This is a genomic window from Streptomyces sp. NPDC085524 (genome assembly GCF_044541755.1).
Classification (GTDB): Bacteria; Actinomycetota; Actinomycetes; order Streptomycetales; family Streptomycetaceae; genus Streptomyces.
This window is the reverse complement of record NZ_JBITTH010000029.1, coordinates 38,264-50,691: the sequence shown is the minus strand read 5'-3', so window position 1 is coordinate 50,691 and position 12,428 is coordinate 38,264. Positions and strand designations below refer to the sequence as shown.

At 67.3% G+C, this 12,428-nt stretch carries 13 protein-coding genes; 9 read left to right on the top strand and 4 right to left on the bottom strand.

Annotated features, from left to right (window positions below):
* Positions 1–7 precede the first annotated feature (7 nt).
* From ACIGFK_RS34110 to ACIGFK_RS34100, 3 genes are all read left to right on the top strand, one after another.
* Complete coding sequence (locus ACIGFK_RS34110; protein WP_400054942.1) at positions 8–490, top strand: hypothetical protein; 483 nt, start codon at positions 8–10, stop codon at positions 488–490.
* A gap of 125 nt (positions 491–615) precedes the next feature.
* On the top strand, positions 616–846 hold the full coding sequence (locus ACIGFK_RS34105) for a hypothetical protein (protein WP_400054940.1): 231 nt from the start codon (positions 616–618) through the stop codon (positions 844–846).
* A gap of 450 nt (positions 847–1,296) precedes the next feature.
* Positions 1,297–1,791: a hypothetical protein gene (locus ACIGFK_RS34100; protein ID WP_400054938.1), complete on the top strand. Its 495-nt coding sequence runs from the start codon at positions 1,297–1,299 to the stop codon at positions 1,789–1,791.
* 1,690 nt (positions 1,792–3,481) lie between these two features.
* Here ACIGFK_RS34100 and ACIGFK_RS34095 read toward each other — a convergent pair.
* Positions 3,482–4,543: an integrase gene (locus ACIGFK_RS34095; RefSeq protein ID WP_400054936.1), complete on the bottom strand. Its 1,062-nt coding sequence runs from the start codon at positions 4,541–4,543 to the stop codon at positions 3,482–3,484.
* 570 nt (positions 4,544–5,113) lie between these two features.
* Here ACIGFK_RS34095 and ACIGFK_RS34090 point away from each other — a divergent pair.
* Entirely contained in the window at positions 5,114–5,629 is a 516-nt protein-coding gene (locus tag ACIGFK_RS34090; protein WP_400054934.1) for a hypothetical protein, read from the top strand.
* A 90-nt stretch (positions 5,630–5,719) separates the two neighbouring features.
* A complete protein-coding gene (locus ACIGFK_RS34085) occupies positions 5,720–6,445 on the top strand; it encodes a dienelactone hydrolase family protein (RefSeq protein WP_400054932.1) in 726 nt (241 codons plus the stop codon).
* Positions 6,446–6,587: 142 nt separating this feature from the next.
* Here ACIGFK_RS34085 and ACIGFK_RS34080 read toward each other — a convergent pair whose 3' ends face one another.
* The gene (locus ACIGFK_RS34080) at positions 6,588–7,208 is read right to left on the bottom strand and encodes a HEAT repeat domain-containing protein (RefSeq protein ID WP_400054931.1); all 621 of its coding nucleotides are present in this window, start codon (positions 7,206–7,208) and stop codon (positions 6,588–6,590) included.
* Positions 7,209–7,831: 623 nt separating this feature from the next.
* On the opposite strand from ACIGFK_RS34080, the gene ACIGFK_RS34075 reads away from it, so the two are divergent.
* The 3 genes from ACIGFK_RS34075 (at position 7,832) to ACIGFK_RS34065 (ending at position 9,839) form a co-directional block, all read left to right on the top strand.
* Entirely contained in the window at positions 7,832–8,236 is a 405-nt protein-coding gene (locus ACIGFK_RS34075; protein WP_400054929.1) for a hypothetical protein, read from the top strand.
* Between the two features lies 1 nt (position 8,237).
* Complete coding sequence (locus tag ACIGFK_RS34070; RefSeq protein ID WP_400054927.1) at positions 8,238–9,347, top strand: hypothetical protein; 1,110 nt, start codon at positions 8,238–8,240, stop codon at positions 9,345–9,347.
* A gap of 114 nt (positions 9,348–9,461) precedes the next feature.
* Complete coding sequence (locus ACIGFK_RS34065; protein ID WP_400054925.1) at positions 9,462–9,839, top strand: hypothetical protein; 378 nt, start codon at positions 9,462–9,464, stop codon at positions 9,837–9,839.
* A 103-nt stretch (positions 9,840–9,942) separates the two neighbouring features.
* Here the strand turns inward: ACIGFK_RS34065 and ACIGFK_RS34060 are convergent, their stop codons facing one another.
* Both ACIGFK_RS34060 and ACIGFK_RS34055 read right to left on the bottom strand, forming a co-directional pair.
* Positions 9,943–10,299: a hypothetical protein gene (locus ACIGFK_RS34060; RefSeq protein WP_400054923.1), complete on the bottom strand. Its 357-nt coding sequence runs from the start codon at positions 10,297–10,299 to the stop codon at positions 9,943–9,945.
* A complete protein-coding gene (locus ACIGFK_RS34055; RefSeq protein WP_400054921.1) occupies positions 10,296–10,535 on the bottom strand; it encodes a hypothetical protein in 240 nt (79 codons plus the stop codon). The genes ACIGFK_RS34060 and ACIGFK_RS34055 overlap by 4 nt, the downstream gene beginning before the upstream one ends.
* Positions 10,536–10,778: 243 nt before the next feature.
* On the opposite strand from ACIGFK_RS34055, the gene ACIGFK_RS34050 reads away from it, so the two are divergent.
* The gene (locus ACIGFK_RS34050) at positions 10,779–12,284 is read left to right on the top strand and encodes a S1 RNA-binding domain-containing protein (RefSeq protein ID WP_400054920.1); all 1,506 of its coding nucleotides are present in this window, start codon (positions 10,779–10,781) and stop codon (positions 12,282–12,284) included.
* The last annotated feature ends 144 nt before the right edge of the window (positions 12,285–12,428 follow it).

Below are 12,428 nucleotides of genomic sequence, written 5' to 3'. Positions count from 1 at the left end.
CACACACGTGCATGCGCTGACCCGGGAATTTCCAGTGATCTCCCTAACCTTGGGGCACCGCCTGGAGCGCTCCTCGGGGCAGCCGGAAACTGTGCTCTTCACTCGTCACGAAAATGAGTTCCAGGATGCGGTCAGCGCCCTGAACGCACAGTGCCGACTCTCCCTCAATGAGCCGCCTTCGCTAGACGAGATCGTGAGGGAATATCACTCGGCCTGCTCGACTCGCCAGGAGAAAGGACTTCCTCCAGCCGTACTGGAGATGGAGGATAGCATCCTCATTGCTGCGGTAGCTGACAGAGGTGACCTGGTTGAAGCTGGCATCGCACTCGCCGAGGATCTTGCTGCCAGATGGCCAAAGGCCAGACTTCCTCTAGACTGGATCTCTACAGACGCATGGCTTGAGGGTCTAACAGCTAAGGCAGGTAACCTCGAGGCATTGGAAAACATCGTCAGCGGTCAGGTAGTCAAGCATAAACTCGACAATCTATAGGTAATCCATGGCCGGACCTGATTACAGATGATCTAGCTTTGAATACTGAACTCCACCTATAGAACGAAGATGCCCCTTTCCTCGATGTACTGAGGAAAGGGGCATCTTCAGGTTTGACGGCAACGGTGACGGCAACGTCAACGGACGACGCTGCAGCAGGCAGCCAGCGCAGACGGGCCCTGGCCGCAGCCTCGCTCGAGGCCAGTTGCCTCCCCGGTAACCGTGAGGTGGTCCACGACTGCGCGGCCGAGGCGTACGACCTGCCCGGCGAGCACGGCCGCATCGTCGTCTCCACCGGAATGCTGGACGCTCTCAACGCACGTGAGCGCCACAGTCTCTCCTCAACAGCTACTTGATGATGCCAAGGCGCTTCACGATACATTCGGCGTCGGAACACGAGCAGACAAAGGCACAACGGTGGCGACAGGTCAGCTTGGCGGCGAGCTTGTCTACTCCGTGGCAAATAACGGAACGAATATGAAGCTGCGGGCCCTCGCCAAAAACTTGGCTACAGGCGAGTATATGAAACTGATCTAACGCCACAAGTACACAGCGACGCCGAACAGATTCTCTTCAACGCAATAGATGAAGCAGAGGACGCAGGCGACGGCATAATTGCCTCATCCCGCCCTGCCTGCGGACCTGAACGCCAGAATTGCAGGGGAAGGGCAAGCGATTATCCCGGGGTTCAGCTATGGGAACGAAAGCGATAACCCCGGAAAGAATCCATTCGGGTTCATGTAGGTAAACTAGCGGGTGCGGTCTTAACGTGTGGCCGCATCCGTGGCGCTGAGGGTAGGGAAGAGATGGAACTCTGGGACCAAAAGATGGATTCCTATACGCAAAGCCTTGAGCGCTTGGAGTCTGCAGAACTGGCAAACATCGCATTTGACGCCATCGAGGCGATGATTCCGTTGCTCGGCCTGCCGCTCGACGAGTTCTTCCCTCCCAGTCGTGCCGCCCTGATTGAATCCACCCTGCACTTTCGCCACGATCGACCGGCAGATTGGCATTTGGATTACGAATTTGCCCAGAATTTTCTTGCGAAATGCGACGAGCTACCGAACGTGGCACTCAGGCCAGCTGTGGGGCCTTTCTTTATGGCACTAGTGCGACTTTTTGAGGCTCCCCCTCGCTCGGCATCCGCCGATGACGCGATGGAGATTCTCTCATCTTGCTACGAGTCCGTTCTGATGTCGCAGCTCACAGGCCGCGTCACCTTGGAGGATGAACGGAATAGCAGTCCGTGTGTTGCGGCCATTGATCAGCAGATCAAGATCATTGGGGCGGCTCTGAGATAGTGGGTTGGACCAGTCGCGTCCTGGCAGGGGTTCTGCATGGGTGACGGCTGTTGACGCACTGTCAGCGGATCAAGACCCTCGCAAGTTGCGGTGCATCGCGATCGGAGCGTGCCGCATCCGGAGCCCATGCTGTACCGGCATGAGCCTCTGCCTGAACTCCGGGACAGGGGTCAAGGCGGACGAAGGGTGGAGGACCAAACACCTCAGCGCCCACAGCTGCTGAACCCAAGTTAGCCCGGCGCGGCTGGCTGTTGGCCCCGGACCGCATGGTCCGGGGCTTCGTCATGACTCGGCGCGTATGCAGGCGCCGGGACCGACAGACGGCATTCGGTGCCCGCTCTGGTGTACGCCAGCACCGGGCTGCGTGGGTGAGAACCAACTCACCAACAAAGCCACGCGTGTGGACCACCAGTTCCACTGACACCCACACCGGCCGGGTCACCAAGGCCAAGAGCCACCGCGAAACCCGCGATCCGCTCTCCCAGTCCAACCTCTCGTCCTCCCTCACCTACACCTACGACACCGTCGGCAACCCGACACCCAGCCCGACATCCGGCCCGGCGCCACACAGCAGTCGCCGCCGCTGGTGGATCGCCAGTGCTTCACCTACGACAACCTCGGCCAGCTCACCCGAGCCTGGACCGGAAGGACCGCCGACTGCCCCGCCGGCCCTGCCCTCTGCCTGCGGAGAGGGTGTCCGTGCCCCGGGCGCGCAGGGCGGAGATGTCCACCGACACGGCCGGGCTGTTGAGGTCGAGATCGACAGTCGTCGGTCCATCGAACAGGCCTTTGAGGGGGCCACGGCAGAGGTTGTGCGGGAGTGAGAGTCTTCTCCCGCACTACCGCCAGTGTGTCGACTAACGCCTGATTTGGACCATGCCACTTAGGAGATGGAATGAAGTACCCGTTTCTACCGAAATCGAACAGACGCCTGAAGGCGGGGCAATTCTGGCCCGTCCCTCTTGCGGATGGTAGATACGCCTGCGGCAGGGTTATCGATGTGATGCCGCCCGAGGAGACGGATCCACATGTCCCCAATCTTGGCACTAGGTCATTCCTCGCCGGCCTCATGGACTGGGTCGGCGAAAATCCACCCGCGGATCGAGACCTTGAAGGTGCTGTCCTGATCGACCAAGGCGTGGCTCATATCGGGGCGATCGCTGTCGGTGGAAGCTGCATCCTGGGCGAGCGGCCGCTTCAGGCCGATGGGATCTCACCGCTTCTATGGGTTACTCCGATGAGCTTGGCCGATAGGACCAGATATATTTACCAGGGGTTCCGTCGAGTCCGCGAAGCGGATCCGACGGAATGTACGCCATACTTCGGGCTTTCAGTCTGGAGTAAGCCTTACCTGCAAGCCAGAGCAAATCTGAGGTTCGTGGACGGTCAGCTGCCGGCGGACGACTATCAAACCTATGCCCCATTCGGCCCAGATAGTGCATGATTTTCAGCCGGCCGCTCCTCGCAGCGCCTTTTCGGCGCCCTGACCGCGCCAGCCCTCACGGCCCGGCGGTGGCTGAGGATGCAAATCCCTGAAGAACGTACGCACGCAGAGCCCTCATCGACAGTGATGTCGATGAGGGCTCTGCGTCTTTGACACAGCGGCAACGTCAGGACTGCATGGCTCTGGAATATCGGTAATCTCCGGAGCCGTCCTCATGGGCAAGTCCGTCCTGAAGCGGTTGGCCGCCTACAGCACTCCAATGAGGGCGTTGTCTTCCCACTGATCGACGACCTCGAGGTAGCCAGCGAGGACCTTGGAGTGAGGAGCCCAGCCGCCCTGTCTGGCGATGGCGATCTGGTCGTGGCCCTTGAGGCGGGACGAGGTGGCCAGGCCGCGGCGGGGGCTATGGCCGGTGAAGCGGATGTCGATTCCGGCGCGGGCGCCGGCCCGCGTGATGACGTCGCCGACGGATTCGGGCTGCAGGCCGCCGTTCATGACGGTGTGCCAGCGGGAGTGCAGGCGGCGCCAGGCGGGGGAGTCCGGGTCGGAGTCGAGGCCTGCGGCTTCCTTCCACGCGGTCCAGGCGCGGACCGGGCAGATGGAGGGGCGGGAGCCGTACGGGACCGGGACGGTGCGGGGGCGGATCTTGGAGACGCGCAGGTCGGCCTGGATGCCGGCGGGGGTTGCCGTGTAGTCGCGTACGCGGGTGGCGGCAAGTTCGTGTTCGCGGCCGGCGACGGCGAAGTGCATGAGGACCAGGGCGCGGTCGCGAATGCCCATGAGGTTGTCGGGGCAGGCGGCGCTGATCGCGGTGAGGTGGTCGACAAGGAGCGGGGCAGCCGGGCCGCGGCCGCGCTGTTCGCCGTCCTTCTCCATCTGCTTGACGAGCTGGGCGAGTCGGGCGCGGGCGAGGCGGGCCACGCCTGGTTCGGGTTTCACGCCGTGTTCTTCGCGGGCGGAGACGACGGTGCCGGAAAGGCGTCGGTCGATGGTGGACGGGGCGAGGTGCGTGCCGGCCTTCCAGCCGGGCTGGGTCCAGAGCCACTCGACGTATGCGGTGAGGGTGCCGGGGGTGAGGGCGAGGAGCGGGACGCCGCTTTCGGTGCAGAAGCGGGTCCAGCATTTCCAGTCCTGGGCGTATCCGGTGCGGGTGCGCTCGGGGCGGTGGTCGGCTACGACGCGGACGGCGTGGCGGTCGATGTGCTCGAGGGCGGTCCGGGTGGGGGCGTCGTACGTCTCGGGGTGGGCCGACGGTGCGGGGGCGGGCGGGGTGGTGCTGGGAGTGGGTGATAGATCCGTGTTCGTCATGGTTCCCCCTGAATGCCCGTCACGCTGGTTGCTGGACTCCGGACATGGGGAGCTTATCCGGGTTCCATGGATTCGGAGGGCTCGCTCTCGTCGCCCTCGCCTCGGATCCGGCTGCTTCGTGGCAGACCCGTCAGCACGAGGCGGAGAGAGCGTTCGGGATCGAACCCCGCCTGTGTGACTGAACTGAGGCCACAGGGTGGGAGCTGGTGAACGTCGAACTGCGAGCACAGTCCGGATGGAACCGCGCATTCCTGCTACCAGTGGGGTACGCCGCGGAGAGGGGAGAGGTGGGCGAAGCCTGTCGGGCGCTGTGAAGGCCGCGGTGATCGTGATCGCGGTGGCTGGAATCGTGTCCACGCCGTTGATCTGGCTGCTGAACGGCCCGGACGATGGACAGCTGGTCGGCGCTGTCATCCAGGCTGCCACTGGTGTCGCCGCTCTCGTGTGTCGGCTTCGGCGGGGACGGGCCGGGTTAGCCTAGCCGTCGGTGGTGGCTGCACCAGGCCGCTGAACAGCAACTTTGATGAAACCTGTGCGACCGGGACGCACCCTGTAGGCAATCATGGGCGAGTGACGTCGACCGAAGCAGCTGCAATCGCTCTACAGGACCATGCCGCTCTCTGGAGTGTGGGGGAGATCAGTGCGAGCGATGTCGTCAAGGCCGCCTGTGATGCGCTCGTCGCGGGACTCGATGCCCCCGGTCTTCGCATCCTCGCCGCCTGCACCCGCGCCGAGGCGGACTACGACGTCCACGACTTGATTCCCCCAGCACTTGACGAACTCGGCCTCACCTTCCATCCAGTCTCCAGCGAGGCCGGCCAAGAAGCCGCCGCGCGAGCGCTCGCACGACGCATGCTGGCCGGCGAGCTGAAACCCTGGGAGCTCACCTTCCGGATCAACCAGCGCTATGGGCATGAGCTGCCCCTGACAGCACGGCTCGCCGAACTCGATGACGAGTACGCCTTCCTCGAACACGGCGGCGACGAGGCAGTAGCTCAGATCGATGCTGAGGTCACGGCCGAAGCCCGCCGGGTCGCCGCAGCCCACCCCTGCGTTCCCGGTGAACCCAAGGACATCCCCACCTGATGCACACGGACCGACGCGCGAGACAGACTGCTGTCTGCCATCGGTGAACACCAGCCCGAGCCGGCGAAACGGTCATTACCGTCCAGTCGCATGACGACGGTCACAACCCGTACGGTCGAATACCCGGCCGACAGCCTGACGATGGTCGGACACCTCGCGCTCCCGGCCGGTGTCGAGCGCCGGCCCGCAGTCCTGATCGGCCCCGAGGGGATGGGGCTCAGCGATGTCGAGCGTCGACGGGCCGAGGATCTGGCCGAGCTGGGGTACGTGGCGCTGGCCTTCGACCTCCACGGCGGACGCTATCTGGAAGACCCGGAGGAAATGCTGGCCCGTTGCATGCCGCTGCTCGCCGATCCCGACCGCATGCGGGGAATCGGTCATGCCGCGCTCGACGTGTTGCGTGCCGAACCACGGGCCGACCCCGACCGGACCGCCGCCATCGGCTACGGCACCGGGGGCGCGGTCGCACTGGAACTCGGTCGCGACGGCGTCGACCTGCGCGCGATCGGGACAGTCAACGCGATGACCACGGGCCGACCGGGTGAGGCGGCACGCATCCGCTGCCCGGTATGGGCCGGGGTCGGGTCGGAAGACCCGATCATGCCGCCCGCGCAGCGGGAGGCGTTCACTGCTGAGATGCAGGCCGCGGGCGTCGACTGGCGCCTCGTGGTCTACGGAGGAGCCCTTCACGGATTCCACCACCCACCGGTCGACCACACCACGCCTCCCGGCGTCGGCCACCACCCGCGGCACGCACAGCGAGCCTGGCGTGACATCGTCGCCCTGCTCGCCGAGTGTCTGCCCGTCACGGATTGATCCGATCGGCTCCTGGCACACCGAGCGCAACGGCCGGCCGCCGTCGCGGGTGCGGATCGGGGCCGCCTGCGCCCACCAAGTACACGCCGCCGTCGCCCAGCTCCGCGCCGGGGGGGGGCTCGAACCCGGGGTGCGGGTCGGCCTACAAGGGTCGGTGAGTGCCGTAGTTCCCGGCAAGGGAGTTCGTGGCGGCTTCGGCGACATCGGATCGGGGGCTGGAGAGGCAGGAGGTGAGGAAACCGTGCACTCGCTGCCCTGTCCAGCCGGCCGCGGCAATAGTGGGCCAGAAGTAAATCCCATCCTGTGGAGGCCTAGCCTCGATGAAGTCGAGGATGTCGGTCACGGTTTGCTCATCCAGGGCAAGGCCGAGCATGGCCACGGCCTGCAACGCTCCGCCTACAAGAGTCTCGTTGCCGGTGCTCAGACACCATCGAATCGCCTCAGTATGTGAGTGCTCCATGTAGCTCAGCCGGACGATGGCGTCGCCACCGGCAGTGTGAACCGCATGGAGAGTTTCGCGCTGAAGGACGAGATCTCGCAGGTAGGGAAGGTCGGAGGGGGAGCCGCATGTGCCGAGCGCCATCGTCATCTGGTACTGGGTTTCCCAGGTCCGCGGATCTCCCACCTCGTTCTTCAGGGCTTCGAGCAGGGCAGGGCTGGCATATGAGTCGCCCAGTTTTCGAAGTCGCTTCGCGGCTGAGCGGCGCTTGGCGGAACTGCGGTCTTGAAGCTGGCGGATCGCCTCAACGGCGTCGAGAGCCACGGTCTCTCCTACTGGATATGGACGTCACTGGACCGTATTCGGCTCCTCTGACAGTGCCGCCGAGTGGCTCCCCGGGCGAGGCCAGAAGCAGCTGACGGGCCGAGTCGGCGTAACGCATCGCGGTCTTCTCGTCGAGCCCGCAGACCTCGGCGAGATGCAGTGGGTCAGGCCCGTGGATCAGAGCCTCTTCGAGCTGTCGGTCGACGCGGAGCCGTTCCAGGGTGGCGTCCTGTCCCCGCATCGGAGCACTGATCGAGTGGTTGCTGGCCCGGCTGGTCGTGCTGGCGGTCTGGTTGGCGCTCGGGCTCGGCGACACGGTCGTAGCGCTTGACGGTGTTGAGAGCCAGGTTCTCCGTGGAGGCGCCCGCCTATGCCGCGAGCGGCGACCGCCGCCGGCGCGGACCGGCCCCCCGGCGCCATCGGGGTGGCCCGGTGCCATCGGGGTCGCCCGCCCCACCACCACGACACGGCTTCGTCTCGAAGTCCGCCCTGACGAGCGGGCTCGTGGTCAGCGGCGCTGCCTGTGGGTCATCCACAGGGTTCGACTTGTCCACAGGTCCGCTCGTCGGCCCCCTTCCAGGGGGGACGATCACCCCCGTTCCGACACGAAGAAGGGGATGGCGATGTCGACGTCGGTCCTGATGGAGCTCAATGCGCAGCTGGATTCACCGGACGCCGTCGCAGTGCTAGCGGCGGCCTGGGATGTGTTCGACATGGCCACCGACCTGTGTGACCGCATCACATTCGACGAGGACAGTGACGAGCTCCAGGCCATGGTCGCCACGCAGCAGTGTTCGGAGGGCAGGGACCGGCTGCCCCTCCCGGAGAGCGGGAGGCCGGTCGCGGCTCCGCCGCCTGGGCCGGGAGCGGCTGGGCTCGTCCCGTACGTACGGCTCCTGGAGCACGTCGGTGACGCGCTGGCCCGGCTGTCCGCTGCTGCGGATGACGAGACCGCGAGTTCCCTGACCCAGGTCAGGGAACTCGCGTCGGGCGCGGCTGCGGCGCTGACGCGGGTCCGGGGGCAGTGAGGTGACCACACTCGGCGAACTGTTCGATGTCGCGGTCGCCCGCCTCCAGGAGGTGGCGCAGGCCCCGCTCGCGTCGGTCGCGGCCGATGAGCGTGCGGCGCTGGCCGGGGAGCTCGAGGGGTTATTGGCGCAGGTGCAGAAGGGGCTCGGACCGCGCGCGTACACGCCGGTTCCGACGACCGAGGAACGGGCGCTGACCCGGGCCGAGCAGAATCTGGACGGCTGCCTGGACCGTGCCCGGGCGTCGCTGGACACCGCGAGCCGGTACCTGTCCCCGCGGGCGGGGGAGGGCGGACCCGCCGGTGAACGGATCGCCGCCGCGGCGCGGGCGGTGGGCGCCGTGCGCGACGCGATCGGCAGCCATCTGGGTCCCGACCGGGTTCCGTTGACCCCGTACGCGTACCTCCTTCGGCACCAGAAGGCGTTCGACTACCTCGCCTACCGGTACTCCGAGGTAGCCCGGGCGGCGGGGCAGGTGGCGCACCGGCTCTCTCAGGGCGCCGGCCATCCCGGCGGGGCCGATGCCTTCGACGAGGCCCGCACCACCCTCAACCACGCCTCCGTCTACGCCCGGGCAGCCGCCCGCGACGCGGACCACGACGTGGCCGGCTTCCCGACGGCCCTGCCCGTCGAACCGGTCCAGGCCGCGGCGACGGACGCGACCAGCGCCGTCATCACCCGCCTCGCCGAGGACAGCGAGCGCCTCTCCCGCGCCGCGTACGGCGCCCTGCACGACCGCGCGGATCAGCGGCTGAGCGGTTCGGACCTCCAGCAGATCTCCCGTTGGAACGCGATGAGCAGGCTGCTCGCGGGGCGCACGCTGACGCACGTGGCTGCTGAAATGCCGGACGGCGCGGCACGCGACGGCTTCACGGGCGCTGCGGCGGTGCTGAGGGAGCCCTCGAAGGCGTGGAGGGACGCCGCTGCCGCCTGGGCGCACATCGCGGACACGGTCGATCCACGCGAACACCCCAGGCTTCCGCCGCCGGGCTATGCGCAGGTCCGGCAGGGCAAGGCGGTGCGGATGCCGTCGCCCGACCCCCACCCCGCCGCGGTGATCTCCCGTACGAGTGCCGTACGCCTGGGGCAGCTGCTGTTCGGCGCGCAGTGAACTCCCCAGCAGCCACCGGGAGCGGCCAGGCCGGCCGCGGACATCGTCGCCGATGCCGGGGGAGCGGGGGCGCTGGCCGCGTCGGCGTACCGGCTCTGCGCCACCGGCTGGCAGATGGCGGCGGCCGCGCCGTGGGTCATCCGGCGGGCGGAGGCCGGGCTGGTGACGAACTCGGTCGACCACCAGCCCCCGAACCTGGACCAGGGGCAGCGCTTCTACCCCATCCACCCCCGCCAGGTAGAGGCGTTGACCAACGCCTACTCGGCCGTGATGGGTGCCGAGCAGAAGGGTGCGGGTGCCTTGCTGGCCGCGGCCCGGAGCGCCGGCACGCCCGTGCCACGGGCCATGCTGGACGCGGCCGCGCACCGGGCGATCGCCCAGGAGCAGAAGTGGGTCACCGCGACGCCGGCTCAGGCTCCGCAGCGGGTCCTGCCCCGCGCGCATGTCCCGACCGACCTCGTACTCGGGCGTCGTCCGGGGTTGCGCCAGTAGGGCGCTCGCGAGGAGGCGGTGGGGTACTGGCGGCGGTGGATCCGTGCCCCGACGAGATCCTGTGGTTCGGCGATGCCTGCGGGCGAGCAAGGGTGCTGGGGTGTCACCCGTCTCCGCGCCGGGATGCGGCTTCGCCCGGCACGGCGATGATGCGGCCGCCGACGCACAGCGAGACCAGCTGCTCTTCCCCGCCCGGTGCCGCGCTCGCGTAGCGCTGGAGTTCATTGCGCGCCTTCCGGCTCCACCCGGCCTCCGCGGTCGCCCAGTGCGGGTGGGTGTCCAGGCGGAGGCTGAGGCGGAGCAGCTCCATGCGCAGTTCATGGCCGCCGCCGGTCGCAGGGGCTCCCGCCAGCCAGTTGAAGATCCGTGTCCACCGTTGCTGGAGGGCGACCAGGTCCTCCGGGAACCTGGCGGCCGGTCTCGGGCCGCCCGGTCTCGGGCCGCCCGGTTCGGCACTCACGCCGCTGTCACCCAGGTACGGGTGCGGGCGCGGCGCCGGAGCTCGACGCGGGCGGCCGGAGACCGGCCGGGGACGGTCCAGTAGGGGTGGGCGGCAATGCTGCAGGAGAGGGCGATGAGTCGGCGGCGGAGTGCGGTGGTGCCGGCGTGCGCGGGGAGGTCGGCCAGGTCGGCGTAGGTGCGCAGCCATGCGGCCTGGAGGTCGAGCAGGTCGTCAGGGAAGTGGATGGACATCATCCATTTATTAGAGCAGCTGTTCGAATTTCTTGGCGAGCCGCGGACCGTCCTCCGTCCGGACGTACTGTGACCGTGCACTCGACCCTGTCCAGTGACCACTGGACAGGTCGTGGGTGTGCATGCCATTTGGCGAGCAGAGGGTGCCCAGCCGGGGCGACCTGGGCTGTTCCTCCGAAAATCCTGACCTCGGACTCGGCGGTGGAACCTACGCTGGGATCCCTTTCGGACCACCCAGGGAGCAGCGTGCCGCCGTTCGTCTACCGGATCACCAAGTACGACCCCGCCCACCGTGACGAGCGCGGTCACTACACCGGTGCCGAGGAAGCGGTCAGTGACCACGGGCCGGTCGAGGAGGCTTACCTGGCGGCGATCGCCGCCTTCGCGGAGGCGGCAGGCATTGACCAGCTGGAGATCCGCGAGCCACAGATCGGAGGCTTCGTCCACTTCGGCCTGGAGCCACCGATCGACGGCTACGGCCTGGCCGGCCTGTTCCCGGCCGGCCAGGCCGGGTTCCACGACGGCGCGCTGGTGCCGATCGCCGTCGGCCTGGAACTCGTCCGGGCCATGCTCCGCGACAACGGAGCCTGGTGCCGACTGGGGGCAGGAGGAGCGTTCACGGTGCACGTCGGCTGGGACCAGTACCTCTACATCGGCAGCAACCTGCCCTGCGAAACCGCACTGGCCCGCACCCGCGGGCTCGGCCTGTTCCCGGAACGCCTGGACGCATCGCCGTACGACTTCGCCCCCGACGACCCCGCGTACGTGCAGCGGCCTGCCGACGCCGAGTTCTGGGCCCGCGTGCGCTGGACCGTCAGCACCCACCGCGCGGTGTTCCTGGAGGAGGTCTTCGCCGGCAACGGCTCCCGGTGGCACCGCCTGACCCACGACAACATCGAGACGGTTCGCTCCCAGCTGGCCCCACGCGCACGGCTGGCAATCCGGCCGGACCTGCTCACCGACGTGGACACGGCCGTGGCCGCTCTGCCCGACGAAGGCCTCGTGGAGATCGTCCGGGAGGACGAGGACGGGAAGATGACGAGCACGGTGGTCGACGAGACCCAGTTCGAGGCGCTGACCTCCCAGCTCGCCGGCGCGCGTGCCGTCGGCGTCGTATCCATGTACGCCGGTGAAGATCTCCCGCTGTTCACCGCCGTGCTGCCCGACAGCGACGGCGTTCTGCGCGCTCGCTGGCAGACCGAGCCGACGCCCAGCGACCGGAATTGGGCGTTCCTGAAGACCCTGCGGCGCGGCCAGATCGTCACCGGCACAGTGACGGTCATCGCCAGCTTCGGCGTCACCTTCGTGGACATCGGCGGCTTCACCGCGATGATCAACATCCCGGAGTTGTCCTGGCGCCCATTCGATCACCCGTCCGAGGTCGTCAGCGTCGGCCAGGAGGTCACAGCCGAGGTCCTCGACGTCGACATGGTCCGGGAACGGGTACCGCTGTCGCTCCGAGCAGTGCAGGAAGACCCGTGGCCGCAGGTAGCGCAGAGGATCGGCCACGTGGTCACCGGGCCGGTCACCGCGATCGAGCCGTTCGGCGTCTTCGTCCGCATCGAGGACCGCGAGGACGGCCTCCAGGGGCTCGTGCCCACCAGCGAGCTGGATGGATCGTCCGGAGACGTCGTCGGGGTCGGCGACGCCCTCACTGTGAAGATCATCGACGTCGATCTCGCGCGCCGTCGTATCGCCCTGTCACATGTCCAGGCTCTTACCTCTGCTGGGGAAGGCCGGCCGTGCGGCTGACGGCGAGAGGAATCCGGCGCAGACCCCGAGTGCACCTGATTACGCAGACCTACTTGTCACTTCCCGGCAGCTGCGGGCTCGGCAGGCAGTTCGAGCGGTCGTGCAGAAGTCTCACCCCGCGCGGCACGGATGCGGTGAGGCCGC

Excerpts from the sequence above, each read along its gene's own strand:
- ACIGFK_RS34085 (WP_400054932.1), top strand. The coding sequence starts at position 5,720 with ATGACGACGGTCACAACCCGTACGGTCGAATACCCGGCCGACAGCCTG.
- ACIGFK_RS34055 (WP_400054921.1), bottom strand. The coding sequence starts at position 10,535 with ATGATGTCCATCCACTTCCCTGACGACCTGCTCGACCTCCAGGCCGCA.
- ACIGFK_RS34065 (WP_400054925.1), top strand. The coding sequence starts at position 9,462 with ATGGCGGCGGCCGCGCCGTGGGTCATCCGGCGGGCGGAGGCCGGGCTG.
- ACIGFK_RS34100 (WP_400054938.1), top strand. The coding sequence starts at position 1,297 with ATGGAACTCTGGGACCAAAAGATGGATTCCTATACGCAAAGCCTTGAG.
- ACIGFK_RS34075 (WP_400054929.1), top strand. The coding sequence starts at position 7,832 with ATGTCGACGTCGGTCCTGATGGAGCTCAATGCGCAGCTGGATTCACCG.
- ACIGFK_RS34095 (WP_400054936.1), bottom strand. The coding sequence starts at position 4,543 with ATGACGAACACGGATCTATCACCCACTCCCAGCACCACCCCGCCCGCC.